The organism is Lactiplantibacillus fabifermentans DSM 21115, from assembly GCF_000498955.2.
GTDB classification, from domain to species: Bacteria; Bacillota; Bacilli; order Lactobacillales; family Lactobacillaceae; genus Lactiplantibacillus; species Lactiplantibacillus fabifermentans.
On the sequence record NZ_AYGX02000144.1, the window covers coordinates 30,468 to 49,033 of the forward strand.

Annotated in this window: 22 protein-coding genes; 5 read left to right on the forward strand and 17 right to left on the reverse strand. The window is 44.8% G+C overall.

Translation table 11 applies throughout. The features are described 5' to 3' along the window. Positions 1-29: 29 nt before the first annotated feature. The 7 genes from rseP to rpsB form a co-directional block, all read right to left on the reverse strand. On the reverse strand, positions 30-1,307 hold the full coding sequence (rseP, locus tag DY78_RS12200) for an RIP metalloprotease RseP (RefSeq protein ID WP_024625329.1): 1,278 nt from the start codon (positions 1,305-1,307) through the stop codon (positions 30-32). A 39-nt stretch (positions 1,308-1,346) separates the two neighbouring features. Then, a complete protein-coding gene (locus DY78_RS12205; RefSeq protein WP_024625328.1) occupies positions 1,347-2,150 on the reverse strand; it encodes a phosphatidate cytidylyltransferase in 804 nt (267 codons plus the stop codon). Positions 2,151-2,167: 17 nt separating this feature from the next. Then, entirely contained in the window at positions 2,168-2,947 is a 780-nt protein-coding gene (locus DY78_RS12210) for an isoprenyl transferase (RefSeq protein WP_024625327.1), read from the reverse strand. 119 nt (positions 2,948-3,066) lie between these two features. Beyond that, positions 3,067-3,630: a ribosome recycling factor gene (frr, locus tag DY78_RS12215; RefSeq protein ID WP_024625326.1), complete on the reverse strand. Its 564-nt coding sequence runs from the start codon at positions 3,628-3,630 to the stop codon at positions 3,067-3,069. 1 nt (position 3,631) lies between these two features. Beyond that, entirely contained in the window at positions 3,632-4,354 is a 723-nt protein-coding gene (gene pyrH / locus DY78_RS12220; protein ID WP_024625325.1) for a UMP kinase, read from the reverse strand. Positions 4,355-5,310: 956 nt separating this feature from the next. Then, the gene (gene tsf / locus DY78_RS12225) at positions 5,311-6,189 is read right to left on the reverse strand and encodes a translation elongation factor Ts (protein ID WP_024625324.1); all 879 of its coding nucleotides are present in this window, start codon (positions 6,187-6,189) and stop codon (positions 5,311-5,313) included. Positions 6,190-6,293: 104 nt separating this feature from the next. Then, positions 6,294-7,097, reverse strand: coding sequence for a 30S ribosomal protein S2 (gene rpsB, locus DY78_RS12230; RefSeq protein ID WP_024625323.1), 804 nt, complete (start codon positions 7,095-7,097; stop codon positions 6,294-6,296). 226 nt (positions 7,098-7,323) lie between these two features. Here rpsB and DY78_RS12235 point away from each other — a divergent pair, with 226 nt between their 5' ends. Continuing rightward, positions 7,324-8,043, forward strand: a complete 720-nt coding sequence (locus DY78_RS12235) for an HAD family hydrolase (RefSeq protein ID WP_024625322.1) — start codon at positions 7,324-7,326, stop codon at positions 8,041-8,043. Between the two features lie 1,055 nt (positions 8,044-9,098). Here DY78_RS12235 and DY78_RS12240 read toward each other — a convergent pair. The 3 genes from DY78_RS12240 to DY78_RS12250 form a co-directional block, all read right to left on the reverse strand. Beyond that, complete coding sequence (locus DY78_RS12240) at positions 9,099-10,097, reverse strand: D-2-hydroxyacid dehydrogenase (RefSeq protein WP_024625321.1); 999 nt, start codon at positions 10,095-10,097, stop codon at positions 9,099-9,101. Between the two features lie 84 nt (positions 10,098-10,181). Continuing rightward, positions 10,182-10,454, reverse strand: coding sequence for a GIY-YIG nuclease family protein (locus DY78_RS12245; RefSeq protein ID WP_024625320.1), 273 nt, complete (start codon positions 10,452-10,454; stop codon positions 10,182-10,184). Further along, positions 10,444-11,196 carry a tRNA1(Val) (adenine(37)-N6)-methyltransferase gene (locus DY78_RS12250; RefSeq protein ID WP_024625319.1) on the reverse strand — a complete coding sequence of 251 codons (753 nt, stop codon included), beginning with the start codon at positions 11,194-11,196 and terminating at the stop codon, positions 10,444-10,446. Before DY78_RS12250 ends, DY78_RS12245 begins: the two co-directional genes overlap by 11 nt. 113 nt (positions 11,197-11,309) lie before the next feature. On the opposite strand from DY78_RS12250, the gene DY78_RS12255 reads away from it, so the two are divergent. Further along, the gene (locus DY78_RS12255; RefSeq protein WP_024625318.1) at positions 11,310-11,945 is read left to right on the forward strand and encodes a lysophospholipid acyltransferase family protein; all 636 of its coding nucleotides are present in this window, start codon (positions 11,310-11,312) and stop codon (positions 11,943-11,945) included. Positions 11,946-11,965: 20 nt separating this feature from the next. Here the strand turns inward: DY78_RS12255 and DY78_RS12260 are convergent, their stop codons facing one another. After that, positions 11,966-12,199: a YneF family protein gene (locus tag DY78_RS12260; RefSeq protein WP_156093447.1), complete on the reverse strand. Its 234-nt coding sequence runs from the start codon at positions 12,197-12,199 to the stop codon at positions 11,966-11,968. Positions 12,200-12,296: 97 nt separating this feature from the next. Further along, entirely contained in the window at positions 12,297-12,536 is a 240-nt protein-coding gene (locus tag DY78_RS12265; RefSeq protein ID WP_024625316.1) for a DUF896 domain-containing protein, read from the reverse strand. Positions 12,537-12,693: 157 nt separating this feature from the next. On the opposite strand from DY78_RS12265, the gene lexA reads away from it, so the two are divergent. Further along, positions 12,694-13,323, forward strand: coding sequence for a transcriptional repressor LexA (lexA, locus tag DY78_RS12270; protein ID WP_024625315.1), 630 nt, complete (start codon positions 12,694-12,696; stop codon positions 13,321-13,323). A 44-nt stretch (positions 13,324-13,367) separates the two neighbouring features. Here the strand turns inward: lexA and DY78_RS12275 are convergent, their stop codons facing one another. Beyond that, positions 13,368-14,594, reverse strand: coding sequence for an ArgE/DapE family deacylase (locus DY78_RS12275; RefSeq protein ID WP_024625314.1), 1,227 nt, complete (start codon positions 14,592-14,594; stop codon positions 13,368-13,370). Positions 14,595-14,859: 265 nt separating this feature from the next. Between DY78_RS12275 and DY78_RS12280 the strand changes: the two genes are divergently transcribed. Further along, a complete protein-coding gene (locus tag DY78_RS12280) occupies positions 14,860-15,477 on the forward strand; it encodes a hypothetical protein (protein ID WP_024625313.1) in 618 nt (205 codons plus the stop codon). A 39-nt stretch (positions 15,478-15,516) separates the two neighbouring features. On the opposite strand, the gene DY78_RS12285 is transcribed toward DY78_RS12280, so the two are convergent. Genes DY78_RS12285 through DY78_RS12300 form a run of 4 tightly spaced genes read right to left on the reverse strand, consistent with a single transcriptional unit; the run spans position 15,517 to position 17,637 of the window. Then, positions 15,517-16,686: a hydroxymethylglutaryl-CoA synthase gene (locus DY78_RS12285; protein ID WP_024625312.1), complete on the reverse strand. Its 1,170-nt coding sequence runs from the start codon at positions 16,684-16,686 to the stop codon at positions 15,517-15,519. Positions 16,687-16,715: 29 nt separating this feature from the next. Next, on the reverse strand, positions 16,716-17,108 hold the full coding sequence (locus DY78_RS12290) for a hypothetical protein (protein WP_024625311.1): 393 nt from the start codon (positions 17,106-17,108) through the stop codon (positions 16,716-16,718). Between the two features lie 37 nt (positions 17,109-17,145). Beyond that, positions 17,146-17,337 (reverse strand): hypothetical protein, encoded by a 192-nt coding sequence (locus DY78_RS12295; RefSeq protein WP_024625310.1) that lies wholly within the window; start codon positions 17,335-17,337, stop codon positions 17,146-17,148. A gap of 33 nt (positions 17,338-17,370) precedes the next feature. Then, the gene (locus DY78_RS12300; protein ID WP_024625309.1) at positions 17,371-17,637 is read right to left on the reverse strand and encodes a hypothetical protein; all 267 of its coding nucleotides are present in this window, start codon (positions 17,635-17,637) and stop codon (positions 17,371-17,373) included. Between the two features lie 227 nt (positions 17,638-17,864). On the opposite strand from DY78_RS12300, the gene DY78_RS12305 reads away from it, so the two are divergent. Continuing rightward, a complete protein-coding gene (locus DY78_RS12305; RefSeq protein ID WP_156404129.1) occupies positions 17,865-18,521 on the forward strand; it encodes a hypothetical protein in 657 nt (218 codons plus the stop codon). The last annotated feature ends 45 nt before the right edge of the window (positions 18,522-18,566 follow it).

Sequence of the window (18,566 nt, forward strand, 5' to 3'; positions counted from 1 at the left end):
CTTATTGGTGCCAATTTTAATTTATAAACTTAGAAGAAATATCGTTGGATATCATTCCAAGTTACTAAAATCATTAATAACATTAATAGGCCAAAGCCAATTAACGTGATAATACTTTCGGTTTCCATCCGTAACGGTTTGCCCCGAATGCCTTCCACGATGTTCAATAAAATTTTACCACCATCGAGGGCCGGAATCGGTAATAAGTTCACGATTCCTAAGTTGATCGATAAGACGGCTAACAAGTAAATCACTTGCCGCAACCCGGATTTAGCCGCTTGCGACGTCGTGGCAAAAATCGCCACGGGACCGCCCAAGTCATTTAAGCTAAAGCCGTGGGTGACCATCCGCCCGAGCACTTGGAAAATCTGCTTAGTAATACTCCACGAGCCGGTGAAACCATAGGCCAACTTCGCGCCTAAGCTCGTATCCGTCTTGGTGGCCCAAACGACCCCAATCTGACCAATCTTATTACCAGAAACGGTCTTAGCGGCTGGTTTAACCGTCACGGTCTTCGTTTGACCGGCATGCTTCAAAGTTAGCTTAACCTTTTGATTAGGGCTATCTTGAATCAAAATGGAAATTGATTGCGCACTCGTCATCTTTTTACCGTTGACGGCGACAATTTGATCACCCTTTTGAATGCCCGCTGAACGGGCCACCGAATTAGCGGTAGTCGACGCCACGTTAGTTGTGGTCGTCGTGACGCCACCTTGCATAAAGGCCAAGATGGCAAACGTGATAATCGCTAAAATAAAGTTATTCATTGGACCCGCAAAGTTGGTCAACATGCGTTGCCATAACTTCGCTGATTGAAATTGCGTATCAAGCGGGGCAATTTGAACTTCGGTACCATCACTTTCAACAATCGTCGCATCATGATGCACCGCATACCGTTTAACTTCACTCTCGTCACCGTTTTCGTAACCTTCAATCCAGAGTTCTTTTTCAAGATCAGTGGCGGTAACGGACAACGGAATCCCATTGAATAAGGTCGTTTTCTTGCTAGCGTTGATGGAATGTACTAAGCCATCCTCACCAATTTGTAAACTCACCGGGGTACCCGGCTTTAATTCTTCGTCTTCATCATCGGCGACCCCCGCCATGCGCACGTAACCCCCGATTGGTAAGAACCGGAGCGTATACGTGGTGGCATTACGGCGAAACGCCACCGCTTTAGGACCCATGCCGACTGAAAATTCGCGCACCAAGATTCCCGCCCGTTTGGCAAAGTAAAAATGGCCGAATTCATGCACAATGACTAAAATCCCAAAAACGATAATGAACGTAATAATCGTAACTATCAAATCAACGTTCCTTTCTCCCACCACACGGGGTGGCTCGGCTTAAAACAAGCCGAATAAATGGGCGATTGGGAAGACTAACAACATGCTGTCAAAGCGGTCTAAAATACCACCGTGCCCTGGCAAAATCTTACCAGAATCTTTGACGCCGTAATAACGTTTCAACGCTGATTCGACTAAATCACCAAATTGACCAACGACCGATAAGACAATCGTAATCGCAATCAAAGCAACCGCATCATAAGAACTAACATTGAGCGCTAAGGCAAAGCCACCCGCGATAATGACCCCAATCACACTACCGCCGATACAGCCTTCCCAAGTTTTGTTGGGACTAATGGGCGTGACCTTGTGGCGACCTAGTTTCCGGCCGACCATGTAGGCCCCACTATCCGTTGCCCAAACAATAAACATTAAGTACAGTAACATATACAAGCCGGCTAAATCGTGCATACCGGTACCACGTGCCGTGGCGAAGTAGTTAAAGCCCATGCCGATGTACAGCATCCCCAACGTCAACATCCCAGCATCATCAAATGAGAACCGGTTCTTTGACCAAACGGTATGGAGCAATAACAAGATAACTAAGAAATAGACCACGTAGGATTTGCTCAATTGGTCTGGGAGACCATTAAACCACCGATTCGGGGCAATCTCAATCATCACACCGAGCATGCTGACAATCGCTTCAAAAGAAATCAAGAGTTTCTTGCGCATGATCAATAATTCGCTCATCGCAATGGCCCCCAAAAGCATTGCCACAATATCTAGCGTGACCCCACCGATATAAATTACCGGAATAAACAAGATCAGCGCCACGACGGCCGTAATGACCCGTTGTTTCATAATGTAAAACTCCCTTTTTATTTTTTGTCTGACAAGCCGCCAAACCGACGATCGCGACTTTGATAATCTGCGATGCAAGCTGCCAGCGTGTCAGCAGTAAAATCTGGCCATTTAACATCCGTGAATTCAAGTTCACTGTATGCGATTTGCCAAAGTAAAAAGTTGGAAATGCGTTCTTCGCCACTCGTGCGAATCAGCAAATCCGGATCATGATATGGTGCTAATGGTGCCGTCATCAAAGCGTCATCGACGGTCGTATCATCAATATCTGCGACTGCCAACTGGCCATCCGCGACTTTTTGGGCAATCGCTTGAATCCCAGTGACGATTTCAGCCCGTGAGCCGTAGTTTAACGCAAAGTTCAAGACCATGCCATCACAATGCTTCGTATCTTCAATGGCATCGTTAACGGCCTTTTGAGTCGCGGCTGGTAACTTATCCGTGTAACCCATCACTTGCACCTGGACGTTATTCTTAATCAAGTCCGGCACAAAAGTATCAAAGAAACTGACTGGCAACTGCATCAAATAATTGACTTCATCAGTCGGGCGTTTCCAATTTTCCGTGGAAAACGCATAAAGTGTCAGGACTTTCACTCCCAGGTCACTCGCAGCAATCGTGACCTTTTTGACGGTGTTCATCCCTTCTTTGTGCCCCGCGATACGCGGTAAATGACGCGCTTTGGCCCAACGACCGTTACCATCCATAATGATAGCCACGTGCGCCGGAATCCGTTGCGGGTCAAGTTCGACCGCTGTTTCATCAGCGGGATCATTTTTATTTAAAAAAGCGAACAAATTGCACCTCCAAAAAAAGCTTAACCACTCATCATTTTACCAAAAAAAGCGCCATTAAACTATTCTGCAACAAAAAAAGGCTTGAATTTCTTCAAGCCTTAATCATTCTGCAAGCTTTATTAGCCTTCGAGCACTTCTTTTTCTTTATCAGCGACGATGGCATCCACGGCTTTACCCGCTTCATTGGTCAACTTTTGGGCTTGATCTTCCAATTCATGTAATTGGTCATCAGTGAAGTCGCCATTTTTGTGGCCCTTCTTCAAAGCTTCCATGGCGTCACGCCGCACGTTACGGACGGCAACTTTGGCGCGTTCACCTTCAGCTTTAACGTCCTTAGCTAACTCTTTACGCCGTTCTTCAGTTAATTGTGGTACTACTAACCGAATTGCGGAGCCGTCGTTGGCTGGGCTAATGCCTAAGTCGGAAGCTAAGATTGCTTTTTCGATTTCTTTTAAAGCTGACTTGTCAAATGGCGTCACCATCAAGACCCGTGGTTCGGGCACGGTAATTGCGGCCATTTGGTTTAATGGTGTTGGTTGACCATAGTAGTCAGCGGAAATCCGGTTTAAAAGTGAAGCGTTCGCGCGGCCGGCCCGAATGTTACCTAATTCGCGACTCAAAGCGGCTTCGGCTTTTTCCATTTTATCTTGCGCACTCTTTAAGATTGGTTCTGTCACTGCCATGTTATTTCCCCCTTACAGTTGTACCGATGTGTTCACCGGCAACGACTTTACGAATGTTACCAGGTTCGTTCAAGTTGAATACGACAACCGGAATATCATTATCCATAGATAATGAACTAGCCGTGGTATCCATGACTTGTAACCCTTTATTGATAATATCAAGATGGGTCAATTGGTCGAATTTAACCGCCTTAGGATCCTTGTTAGGGTCGGCTGAGTAAACCCCATCAACCCCATTTTTCGCCATTAAAATCGCATCGGCGTTAATTTCAGCGGCCCGCAATGCAGCGGTCGTATCGGTTGAGAAGTATGGACTACCGGTCCCACCGGCAAAAATAACAATCCGGCGTTTTTCAAGATGCCGCATCGCTTTGCGTCGAATATATGGTTCAGCGATTTGACGCATTTCAATTGACGTTTGCACGCGTGTAGGCACGTCGATTGATTCCAAGTTATCTTGTAAGGCTAAGGCATTCATGATAGTTGCTAACATCCCGATGTAATCGGCCTGGGCGCGTTCCATACCCATTTGGGCACCAGCTTCACCGCGCCACATGTTACCGCCACCAACGACAATAGCGATTTGTACGCCCATATCGTAGACGTCCTTCAATTCTTCGGCCACCGTCTTAATAACTGGTGGGTTGATCCCGAATCCTTTATCACCGGCCAAAGCTTCGCCGCTTAACTTAAGAATTACACGTTTATATTTAACTTCCGACATCGTTTCGTCCTCCTCGAAATTATCTGGTACTATTCTACCATACTATTAATAACCATTACACATTGGCGTTGGGATTCGTTGCCGCCTCCAGCCGGTTGGAACTGCGCTGTGAAGCAGCCCTGAAGCCAAAGAGCGGTCTTCAGGGCGACTTGGTGCCCTGCACAACCCGCAAGTCACCAAGGTCGGCCATTCACTAAGTCGGCCCAAAACACCGACTAAGTGAATCGACACAGCGCAATTCCAACCGGCTTCCGGCTAAAATTAATGTCACTCGTGTGGCGTGGCATATTTTGAGATAAAAATAGCCACGTCCACGCATTTTACTTTGATACCAGACTATTGCATATAACAAGTACCATTGTGTTGCAATAATTGAATTAATTGTCTGACACAAAAACGAACGTTCAAGTCCTGGCAATTAGCACACCTGACCAACCATATCACTGATAAACCAATTAATCACTATGTTGGCGGTTACCCCGAAGCGATACCACATTTTCTTAAAGGAAAATCAATTCAGTTGTGAGTCCGTTGCAATGGAAGCCGCCGTACAACTGGCTGGTTTTAGATTGGACCCACCAACATCGAAAATGTTCCATCACAAATTCATATACTTAACGTTGTTTTGAGAATGAGTGGTAACTTAGCAGTTGGCTGACCGTAATGGAATCGTCCTGAAAGTGGCATTAACGGGCGTTGTTTGCCCGTTTACACCACGGACGCCTTTTGAGACTTGGGCTTCAGGCTCAAAAGCGAGGTCCAAGACCGCTTCTCAGGCTTGGACCGGTCCCAGGACGATGGCATTACGGTCAGTCAACTGCGGCAACAACCAACTACTTCAAAATAAGGTTCGAGACCATCTGCTGGCATCATACCCACACCCTAGATTTCTGCAAAAAAAAGGAATCACCACAAAACAGTGTTTTGTCGCAATCCCTTTAAAGATCAGTGATCGACTAGTCTTTGATTTGGCTCATAATTTCGTCTACGAAATTACCAGTTTGCTTTTCGATACCTTCGCCGACTTCAAAGCGAACAAAGGTGTTAACCTTGCCACCCTTTGATTCAACAAAGTGTGAAACCGTTTGGTCAGAATCCTTAACGAATTCTTGGTCGTCCAAGCTGATTTCTGAGAGCCATTTGTTCAAACGGCCTTCAACCATCTTTTCAACGATTTTTTCAGGCTTGCCTTCGTTTAAGGCTTCCTTAACTAAAACGTCTTTTTCATGGGCTAAAGTTTCAGCAGGCACTTGGTTACGGTTAACGTATTCTGGGTTAATCGCAGCAACGTGCATCGCAACATCTTTAGCAGTTTCTTCGTCAGCGCCGTCCAAGACAACTAAAGCGCCAATTTGGCCACCGTTATGGATGTATGAACCAAAGTTTTGGTCCGCACCCTTTTCGATAACTTTGAAACGACGTAAGCTAACTTTTTCACCAGTCACTTGCGTGGTTTCGATAACGTCATCGTTAACGGTCCCTTTGTCAGATTTCAATGCTAAGGCAGCTTCAACTGATTCAGGTGCTTCTTCAGCAATCTTATCAGCGATTTCAGCAACTAAAGCTTTGAATGGGTCACTTGAAGCAACGAAGTCAGTTTCTGAGTTAACTTCAACGATGGCCGCATGGTCACCCTTGATAGCTACCGCAGCCATACCTTCAGCGGCAACGCGGCCACTCTTCTTTTCAGCTTTAGCAACGCCTTTTTCGCGTAAAACGTCAACGGCTTTTTCCATGTCGCCTTCAGTTTCAACTAACGCTTTTTTAGCGTCCATCATACCAACACCGGTTTTGTCACGGAGTTCTTTAACTTGTGCTGCAGAAATCTTTGCCATAGTTTACTCTCCTTTGAGTATCTTTGTTTTTTATAAAAGGCTGCCCGCAAAATCAGGCCGATAAGGTCCGCGATTTTTTAGACAGCCTAATTATTTCGAATTAATTATTTGTCAGACTTAGCGTCATTGTCGCCTTCAACGGCTTCAACGATGTCTTCCAAAGAATCAACGGACTTCTTAGCGTCCTTGTTGTCTTTGAATGAGTCTTCAGTAACATCTTCGTCTTCACCTTGACGGCCTTCGATAACAGCGTCAGCCATCTTAGAAGTGATCAAACGAACGGCACGAATAGCGTCATCGTTTGATGGGATGATTACGTCGATATCATCTGGGTCAGTGTTAGTATCAACCATCGCTACGATTGGAATGTTCAACTTTTGAGCTTCCTTAACCGCGATTTGTTCCTTGCGAGGGTCAACGATAAACATAACGTCTGGGATGCGAGGCATGTCTTCGATACCGCCCAAGAACTTTTCAAGCTTGGCACGTTGCTTTTGAAGTAATGAAACTTCCTTCTTAGGCAAACGATCGAAAGTACCGTCTTCTTCCATCTTCTTCAAATCTTTAAGACGCTTGATCCGAGTTTGGATAGTATTCCAGTTAGTCAAAGTCCCACCTAACCAACGATGGTTAACGTAGTATTGACCTGCACGGGTAGCTTCTTCTTCGATTGAATCTTGGGCTTGTTTCTTAGTCCCAACGAATAAGATAACACCGTCGTCAGCAGCAGCGTCTTTAACGAAGTTGTATGCTGAGTCGATCATCTTAACCGTCTTTTGTAAATCGATGATGTAGATGCCGTTCCGTTCCGTAAAGATGTATGGTTTCATCTTAGGATTCCAACGACGAGTTTGGTGACCGAAATGGACACCGGCTTCAAGCAATTGTTTCATAGAAATAACAGCCATGATAAATGTGCCTCCAAAAAATTTGTTTTGTATTCCTCCCCGCGGCTCAACTGACTCTGGAACTCTCCCGAGCACAACCGTAGCCATCACAACGGGTGTGAATTGGTTTTAACACCGAAAATTAGTATACCGAAAAACACGCGCCCTTGCAACAATTTTCACCAAGAATTTGTCATTTTTGTAAAATGTGATAAGATACTATCTTGCATAGGAGGCTCAACTAATCATGATCAAAGCCATCATTTTTGACGTAGATGACACCCTCTACGATCAAAAATCACCATTCAGCGCCGCGATTCAGCAAACTTTCAAGTTGCCGTTTACGCCCACTGAATTGGCTCAAATTTTCAAACGTTTTCGTGATTTCAATGACCGCACTTTTGAACAAGTTGCGACTAATGAACTTAGTTTAGAAGCATGGCAAACCGCGCGGCTACGGCATGCCATGACTGACTTGACCACGACGACGATTACAACTGATTGGGCTATCCAATTCGAAATGGCTTATCACAAAGCCTTGGCAAATATTGAACTATTTCCAGGCCTCGGGACCACGTTAGAAAAGCTCAGTCATTGTTTTGAAATCGGCATCATTACCAACGGGCCGACTGCGACGCAACGTCATAAATTGCAACAATTGCAAATTCAGCGTTACGTGCACCCGGACAATATTTTTATTTCCGAAGAATTGGGGATTGCCAAACCAGACCCCTCAATTTTCACGACTTGGGCCCATCAGGCTGGCATTCGTGCCAATCAAGCCGCGTACGTCGGCGACAACGCCGCGTTAGATATGACCAGTGCTAAACACGCTGGCTGGCAAACATTTTGGTTCAATCACCGCCAAAATATGCAAAGCCAACCAACCGTGATTCCTGATCAAATCATCCAAAGTCCAGACGAACTTAATGACCTACTGTTAGCCCTCGCCCAAGCGGCGGTTTAATCAGTAGTTGGCGACTATCTTAATTGATAGTCGTCTTTTTTGTTGATTCCAAAATAAACCGTCTTCGAACGTTGATCTCCAGCAAGTTAAAATGTTTCTCGTACCGGGACCAGCTGGCGCAAAAGCACGGTCACCTGCTTCGTTTTTGAGCTCAGCCAAGACCGCTAATCTCAAAAAACGTCCTTGTTCTAAGCCGAGAAACTCACTCGACTAAGAACAACATCGGTACGTTCACACTTCAACTTGCTTCCAGGATGTCATTGCTTAATTACACTTACCATTTGAACAACGCGACCATTGAGTCGTCCTACACTCACTAATCCCATTTAATATCCGATAACCGTCATAAAAATCCAAGCAAGTCATTTTTTGGTCTTGCTTGACATTAAAATATGACATTCAAGTTTGCATCGACGCCAGTATCCACATGAAATAAACAGTTGTTAGATACAATTTCTTGTCATTGCTCTAAATAGAAGTGATGTGTAACCTTCCTTTAAATTGATTTCATTTGGAATTTCTTATATAAAATAGATACAAATAGTTGGGGTGTTCACGCCGATATTTGATGTGGCCAACAAGTAACTTCGAGTCCAAGTTCTACTTCCGCATAACTTTTCGTTAGCTTAAATCCTGCTAAGCCAGACGCGCCGAACAACGCCCGCCGTGTCGCAAATAATTGCTGGCGAACCGTGCCAGCGATTATTTGGGGCCGACTTTTGCGACCGACATGGGTTATCGTCGGGCGTAAAAGCGCCCTGACGACCGCATTTTGGCGTCAGGTCTGCCCCACGGCGGGCGTTGTTCAGTGCGACTGGCGACAACTGCCATCAAACTCTGGGGACTTACGGTTTTGGTTTACTTGGCAAACTTGCTGAAACGTGGACTGGCTAACTGATACCTGCGCTTAGCTACATCCCCCGCTCGCCCAGCAAAGCCCGCCGGACAAACGGGGGATGCGGCTAATGCTCAGTATCAACCCGTTAGCCAGCCCACTCTATGTACAAAAAAAACGCACCCACCGAAGTGAGTGCGTCCGAATAACTCAGGAGAAATTAGTCAAACTTAACTTGCGTGTCAGCTTTACCAGTTTCGATGAATTGTTTGTTGTTGTCCATTGAGATGTGCACCATGTTATGAACAGCTGGTTCCGTGTAGAACGCAGTATGTGGTGTAATCAAAACGTTGTCGCGGTTGAACAAGTTCATGAAGACCTTGTCATCAATCGTTTGACCTTCAAGGTCTTTGTTAAAGATCTTAGTTTCGTATTCGTAAGTGTCAAGGGCAGCACCGGCAACTTTGCCGCTGTCTAAGGCCTTGATCAAGTCTTCTGAATCGATGAGCGTACCACGAGCAAAGTTCAAGATGTAGGCGCCATCTTTCATCTTGCCAAATGATTCAGCATTTAACATGTGGTAGTTATCCTTCAAAGCTGGAACGTGTAAAGTAATAACGTCTGATTGGGCGTATAATTCGTCCAACGTATCAACGTACATACCTTCTTTGTCAAGTTCAGCGTTACGGTATACATCGTAACCGATAACCTTGGCACCGAAGCCTTTGAAGATATCGATAGCGGCACGGCCAATACGACCAGTACCAACAACCCCAACCGTCATCGTGTTTAATTCTTTAGCGATGTTTGGAGCCCAACGGAAGTCTTGCTTAGCAAGCTTCTTGTTGAACATTGGAGTTTGACGTAATAATTGCATCAATTGGGTTACTGATAATTCAGCAATCGCATTTGGTGAGTATGCAGGCACGTTAGAGATGTTTAACCCACGTTCCTTAACAGTTGGGACGTCGACATTGTCAACACCAACGTTACGAAGTGAGATGTTCTTAACACCTTCGTCAGCTAACTTGTTTAAAACAGCAGCAGTGTAATCCTTTTGTTGGTATACATCGGCACCGTCAAAGCCCTTAGCTAATTCGGCAGTATTTTCGTCAAGTAATTCAGGAACTAACTTAACTTCAACATCGGGATGTTCTTCCATCCAAGTTTTGAAGAATGGACGTTCGTCATCACGTACAGCATATGCAATAATTTTCATTACAGAAATTCCTCCTATATATTGATACATTAAATATTATAACAGTAAATGTCAGAAATAGAATGACAAAATGTGAAAACTTTGCTAAATTTTCACATTATGTTCTGACAAGTACTTTAGCTTGGCAGCGCGAGGCTGATGTTTAAAGGCATACTCAGCTTTTAAGGCGGCCGATTTTTCAGGAAAACTTTCATGGTAAATCATTTTTAATGGGCGTCTCGTCGCCGGTCGGGTGTATTTAGCCCCCTTACCGGCATTGTGCGTCGCTAACCGCCGTTCTAAGTCGTCCGTAAAGCCACCATACAAGGTGTTATCCGCACAAAGCAAGACATAAAAGTAGTACGTTTTAGTTGCCATAGAGTAATTGGTGCACCTCTTCTCCATACTCGCCGTTCGCTTGATACACGACGACGGGTGGTAAAATCCGGACGCCATTCGGCTTACCATCTTTAATCATTTCAATTAAGACCATATTAGCTTCACGGTCCGCTTTCGGATGGACAAACCGGAGTCGCTTCGGTGCTAAGCGATGGGCGCGCATCGTGGCAAACAAGTCGTCTAAGCGTTCCGGCCGGTGAACAAAATAAGCCTTCCCGCTCATTTTTAGTAAATCACTCGTCACCGCTAAAATCTGATCTAAGTTCGCCGAAATTTCATGTCGCGCAATTGCCAAATGGGGATTAGGATTTTTTTGACTGGTGGGCTGGTCTTTAAAATACGGTGGATTGCATAGGACAACGTCCACGGAATCTTTGGCAATCGTCTCAGTAACCGTGAGTAAATCTTGATTTAAAACCGTCATTTTATCAGTCAAATCATTTAGCGCAATACTGCGAGTCGCCATATCCGCCAAACGCGGCTGCAATTCCACTTCCGTAATTTGACCATTCGTCTGACTGCTGACAAACAATCCCACGGCACCATTACCCGCACACAAATCCACAGCGGTCGTTTTGCGTGACTTTGGCACTTGCGCGAATGCCCCGAGTAAGACCGCATCTAATGAAAACGAAAAGACGGTCGGGCTTTGAATAATTTGAATATCTTTACTATATAATTGGTCAATGCGCTCATCTGCGCGTAACGTAACTGCTGTCAATGGTCGTTCCTACTTTCTCAAAAGTTCTTAGTCAGCATACCATACAATTAACTTGCAGAATTTTAAAATTTTCGTCATACTATGTGCAGTAACTTGACGAAAGGAAGTTTGCGATGTTTTATCGATTCATGCGCGGCTTAGTGCGGGTCATCATTGCCATCATTAATGGTAACGCCCACTACCAAGGTCGTGAAAAACTACCCAAGGGTGCTTACATTTTAGTAGGTCCCCATCGCACTTGGTTTGACCCCATCTTTTATGCGCTAGCTGGCAGCCCGATGCAATTCAGCTTTATGGCCAAACAAGAACTTTTTAAAAATCCCGTTTTAAGCTTTATTTTAACGCACGCCAATGCTTTTCCGGTTGATCGTGCCCATCCGGGGCCATCCGCGATTAAGACGCCGGTTAAATTTTTGCGCAAAGGAAACCTCTCATTAATTATGTTTCCATCCGGTACGCGCCATTCCCAAGAATTAAAAGGTGGCGCGACGGTCATTGCAAAAATGGCGGGCGTTCCACTTGTGCCCACGGTTTATCAAGGCCCGTTAACGTTTAAGCGGCTCTTTAGTCGTAAACGTGTCACCGTTCGTTTTGGCGATCCCATCTATGTGGACCGCAAATTAAAACTCGACAATGCTGGCCAAAAACAAATTGAAACGCAAATGCTACAAGCTTTTGACGACTTAGATGCCGCCATTGACCCGAACTTTCATTATGTTGATCCAGCCGAAAAAAAACACGCCAACTAAGGCGTGTTTTTTATTTAGGCTTATTTGCTGTCTTTAGAAGCCGCCTTCATCGAATTCAACATTTGATGTAACTTCTTTTCGGATGGGCGTTGACCCATTTGCATCATCATAGTGCGTAACATTTCTTCACTAATCGGTGGATTTTGCTTTAAGTAGTTTTGCATATAGTGCCGGGCACCAAAGAAACCACCAGTTAAGCCAACTAAGACCCCTAATACGACGATTAAGATCCAAATACCAGTACTCACAGTCATTTCCCTCCCTTTTTGCAGTCTTCATTAAACTAGTCTACACAATATAAATGTAAAAGAAAAGGAAAATTTGCCATTCGACAAATCTTCCTGACTTAATTTAATCGTCACGCAAGCCACGGTCACGTTGGACTTGGCGGACCTTTTCGGGGGTAACTTCCTTACCATCCTTGTCGTACACTTGTAACATTTCGACTTGTTGGCGGAAACCCGCACGAAATTCTTTTAAATATTTTTGACGTAAATCTTTACGTTCGAGTTCTTCTAGTTCGGTCAGGCCTTCTGCCTTGGCTTTATGCGCCAACTCATTAATACGGCCGAGTAATTCTTTTGAAATCAATGAATGCGCTCCTTTCAATTTTCATGAATAGAATACACGATTTTTGACCTTAATGCAATTTTCCGACTTTGTCAACCGAACATTTGTTTGAAGTCGACAAAAAGCTATGCTACAATTGCTTTAACAACTAATAAATAAAAATAAATGAGGTGCCGAGATGAGTAAAACATCGGAAAGCAAACAAATGGCCGTTCTCCGTTTTATTTATGAACGCGTCAATGAAAAAGGATATCCGCCAACTGTTCGTGAAATTGGTGAAGCCGTTGACTTGTCTTCGACTTCTACAGTCCACGGGCACATTTCCCGCTTAGAGAAAAAGGGATTGATTCAAAAAGACCCCACCAAACCACGGGCAATTGAAGTTACCCCCGCTGGTTTTGAAGCGTTAGGCGTTGAAATCCGGCCACATCAAATTCCCGTCTTAGGGACTGTTGCGGCTGGTCAACCAATCTTAGCCGTCCAAGAAGCCACCGACTACTTCCCCATCCCAAAAGACTTAGAATCTTTTGGCGGTGACTTGTTCATGCTCACCATTCGCGGTGAAAGTATGATCAATATCGGGATTTTAAACGGTGACCAAGTCATCGTCCGCCGGCAATCATCCGCCGATAATGGGGATATCATTATCGCCATGACTGACGAAAACGAAGCGACCTGCAAACGATTCTTCAAAGAAGCCGATCACTATCGGTTACAACCTGAAAATGATACGATGGCGCCAATTATTTTGAACCAAGTATCGGTCTTAGGTAAAGTCGTTGGCTTATACCGTGACATGCTCTTTTAACCAATTAAAGGTCCGTTCTCGCTTGTTGAGGACGGACCTTTTGGTTACTTTGCAGCCAAATAGGCCGGGAATAACGCTTCATAGATATTGATGAAGTCCAAATACATGGCTTGCGAGACATACTCATCACCTTGATGGGCCGTCAAATTGCCGGGACCAAAGACACTATAATCGGCCCCAATTGGATGATCGACTAAAAATCGCCGCGCATCCGTCCCACCAGCAGCCCCCATCGTTGGAATCGCTTGGCGATTGGCCGGTAACCCTAACGCTTGGGCGATTTGGTCATTTTGTTGGGCTTCTTTCGGACTGAATTGCGCCCGTTGATAATACGGTAACGCGATCTTTTGAATCAACTGAATCATTTTCGAATGTGGATCGCCAACAATTGGTTCCAATGACATTTCAATCTTAAATTTAATATGGCTTTGGTGTTGCCGGTTGAATTCGTCAATCGTGTCCGTGAACACCTGAATCAACGCGTCATTGCTGACTTCGGGAATCGTGCGCATATTTACTTGGGCTTGCGCCAAATCTGGAATCGTATTCACTTGTTCACCACCATGAAAAACGTCGATATTAAATAGTGTGTCCGTATTCAGCGTTTGATTGTAAGCCCCCGCTGCCACGACTTGTACCCGCTGTTTGATTTGATAAAGCACACTCAACAGTTGGTCGACCGCATTACTTCCCAAATTGGGCATCGAACTATGGGCAGCCCGCCCTTTGGCTGTCAAGGTAATGTCAATCGACCCAGCTTGGCCATAACAAATGCGATAGCCCGATGGTTCCGCAATCATTAACGCGGTTACGTCGCGCATATAGCCGGCGGCCGTTAATGCGGCGGCGCCTTTCTCGGCAAACTCTTCCCCAAATGTCGCCAACAACCGGACCGTCCCATGTAACGGTGTACCGGCTTCCTTTAATTCAATCATCGCAATTACTAACGCGGCTAACCCACTCTTCATATCACAGGCGCCCCGACCGATCAGACGATCCCCCTCGATCGTTAAAGTAAAGGGGGCGCTATGCCAATCACGACGTTCAGCCGCAACCACGTCCATATGACCAGAAACGGCCAAAACCGGCGACCCACTGCCAATTTCAGCTACCAGATTAGCCCGGTCAATGCCCGCTGGAAAAACATCACACTGAATCTCGGCTGCATCAAATAATTTTTTTAAGTAATTCGCCACGGCCAATTCATTGCCGTTAACCGAATTAATGGCTACTAACTGCCGTAAAACATCAATCTTTGTCGCCGTTTCCATAACGCTGACCCCCATTAACTATTAATTCTAACCGATATTAGGTTTGCCCTAATGATGCCACTTTTTATCTATTTTTGATAGCGGTTACAATGGTTGATAAAGTTGATTTAGCAACGTTAATTAGCCGATTGACAATTGATTTTAAACCACCCTTCAAACCGTGGACTTTTAGCATTCTCAATGGTTTTTTAATAAGTTTAACGAAGTCACGTAATAGTTCAATGGTATAATGATTACACGAATTTAAATATCAGGAGTTGGTCACATGTTATTTGTTGCCATAATTGGCCTCATTGTATTCTTACTAGCCATTTTTTCCGTCATGTACGCCCGGCAAACTGGTGGGGGCTGGAAGTTCTTAACATTCATCGCCGTCCTCAGCTTAATCGTCACCGGTTTTGCCACTTATAAATTACCATTTTGGTCGTTCAACAAAACTGCCAGCAGTGAATCTTCGTCGACCGCGACGAGTACAAGCGCTAGCAGCAGTTCGGCCAAGCTTGATTCTTCTTCGGCCGTCTTCAATGAAGGGAGTCAAAAGAAAGCCGCTGCCACCACTAAGTTAAAAGAAGACAGCATCTTAAAACAACTCAAAACCAACTATAAAGATATGGGAACGATCACGTTGGACCGCACCAGCAAGACTTTCACCGTCACGCCGACCAATGCTAAATATGTGAAGTCACTCAAAATCATTAAAAAGTATCCGTCAAAAAACACCAAAGCCATTACCACAATTACGGATAACTTAGAATCCTTATCTACTTCACTCAAGAAGAACTTGGCTAGTGGTTACACGATTCGCTTATTAGAACCCGGTACCACGGATACCACCTTAATTAGCGTCAAAGATGGTAAAGTTGTTACTAACAATTTCAAGTAATAAAAAGCTTCGCAGCCTTTTTGACTGCGAAGCTTTTTATTATGCCTGCGTATCTAAATATTGATGTTGTTCGGCCTTTTGACCGGTCAATACAAAACGATGCGGATCATCGGCGTAGTCAATGACTTGGTCAGTATCATTCCAAGCTAACTGCCCGTTGAATAACCGTTCATATTCAGCGACACTCACCCGTTGCCGACGAGCTAATCGTTGTGGCAAGCCTAAGTCGAGACCTTGCTGGTAAGCAGGTTGTAAGCGGCCAGCATAAAATTCCCCTTCAGCACCGGAACCGTAACTAAATAGTCCAATTAAATCATTGGGTTTTAACGTGGCATCCGTTAATAGTAATGATAACAAGCTCAAATATAATGAACCCGTGTATAAATTACCCACTTGGCGATTAAAGTGGCGTGCATGTTCAAAGTGCGCCAACAACGCTGCTTGTTGGTCCATAGTCGCTAATGGTAACACACTGCGCAAGGCTTTGAGACCCATCTTAGTATACGGCAAGTGGAATGTCAGGGCCGTGAAATCGGCAATCGACATGTCTTGTTCCGCCAAATAACCTTTGAAAACATCTTGGAAATAGTCGATATAAATGTTTGATGAGTATTTCCCATCCACTAGCGCAGTTGTATGATACAACGGTCGCCAAAAATCCATCACATCTTGACTCAGCATGACCGAATTGGTGTCTAACGCTAAAACTTGGGGATTCGCGCTAATCAGCATGGCCAGCGCCCCGCCACCTTGGGTCGGTTCACCAGAGGTGTGTAAGCCATAGCGCGCAATATCGGTCCCAATCACAAGCGCCTTTTTATCAGGATGCACCCGCACATGGTCTTGGGCCAGTTGGACGCCGGCCGTGGCCGCATAACAAGCTTCCTTCATTTCAATGGTCCGCACGCGCCGATTCAATCCGAGCAACTGCGCCACATAAATCGCCGCCGCTTTAGAATTATCGACACCGGATTCCGTGGCAACGACTAATAAGTCGATGGCGGCAATATCAGCTGCCGTCAACATTGGATAAGCCGCATTGGCTGCTAAAGTTACGGCATCTTGACTCGGTGGAATCACGGCCATTTTGGACTGGCCAATCCCAATCAAATATTTATCCGGTGCTTCATCACGGGCATTCGCCAATTCAGCCATGTCGACATACAAATGTGACGTCGCAAAGTGTAATTTATCAATCCCGACTTGCATGCTTATTCCCTCCATTTTGTTACTTACAACTATTCTATTTTTGGCGTTCGACCTAGATAATGAAAGTCCGGGTCGTCACCGGATGTGTAGCACGCAAACGACTTGGTGAGTTCGTTATGAAACGTGACCAGAATTGCGGGGGTCGCCCAAGTAGACGCCGCCCAGAAAACCGTATCATCAAATTCTCGGTTATCGTTTGGATACCGATAATAACCCAACTTTTCATCCCAAATCGTCCCATGCGTGTTTAACCAATCTTCCGCTAGCCCCGCTTGCACGACGGCAATGACATCCTGATTATCATGAATCAACGCCGCCAATTTATTCCAATCGAGTTGCCGGTCATGTAACTTCGGCAACTGATTGCGGGTACCTAACGGCGTATGTTGTAAGTCAATTGGTGTTAAATCAATAAAATCCATTATATCATCTGCTTTCAGTCGGAGCGAATTTGAATCGCTAAGCGGTCAAGTTCGGATTATCCGGACGATGACAAACGCGTTCAATCTCAGCTAAAGTTACTTCAATGGTTTCCCAAGTTGTTGGGCCATCACCTACATCAGCTAAAAAATGTGTGCTTTCAAATATCTCAACAATGCCCGCGGTTCGACCATCTTTCAAAATAACATCATCATACGCTTGAATGTCCACTGAGCTCACTTTCCTTAACAGTTGCTCGTCAAATCACATCACGATAATTCTAATATCGCGCCACTGATCGCGGATGTGCTTGCCATCAACCACATAGTCAAGTACCGCATCGGCATCATCGGTTGGAAAGGTATAATCAAAGTCCCCGCTGGCAATAATTCTTGGGCCCTGTGGTGTACCAATGTACCATTCAACGTTATTAATCAGGATTCGGATTTCTAAAAACATTTCGAGGGCTTCACGCAATTGATTAAGCGACTCAAAGCGGTCGTCATTCGGTTTTGATGGTCGTTTTTTCACCATACTGCCTCCTTTCTGGCTACCTCATCCGCTAGCCATTATTACTGTCTTTATTATACTTCATAATTAATTTGGCACTAATTGTAATAACTTTTATCGTATGGTTTAATTAAAATTGTTTCAAAAGGATACAAAGGGGATTAATTTAATGAACAAGAAAACAAGTTTCAGACTGTTGGCAACACATTTTTATGTCATTTAATTTATAAAGCTTTGGAGGAAACAAATTGAAAAGAATATTACTCACTTGCCTATTAAGTATGACCTCAGGCATGCTAGTTACCGAAATTTTCGCGAACGCCAAAACGACTGAAGTATACGCCACGAATAGCTTCATTGAAGTTTATTCCAAACATAAAGATGAATACTCAGTCATTTCATCCGCCCGCGGCACCGTTTTTAAAACCAAAAATCCCAACAGCAATCCGTGGATTAAAGTGACTGACAATGGTAACGAGTACATCTACGTCCGCAAACAAGATGTTTCAAAAACTATTCCGACCAGCACTAGTCACGGCTACTCATGGTGGGCCAAGCCCCGCAAAGTTATTGTGACCAAAGATACGCGTATCCGGAAGATAAAGGTACAGTACCCCCACTACAAAAACTACAGCGTCAAAACTGCAATTTTAAAACGTGGTACCGTCATCACGACCAATCACGCGGTCAGTTATGATTGGATTATCCAAAAGAAAGGCTATGCCCACAACAGTCACTATTTCTGGGTCATGAATGGTAGCAGTAAACCAAATTGGATTACCCCTTATTCTGGGTACTGGCCCGTTTCCAACAAATCAGTTCAATCTTCCTATCTCTACACGCGTAAAAACGCTAAGAGTGTTTGGTTGTACAGTGAGCCTGGCAAGCGCAAAGGGCTCTTATGATGTAATTACGGACAACTTGTTCGCTATAATTATCTCAAAGGAGTC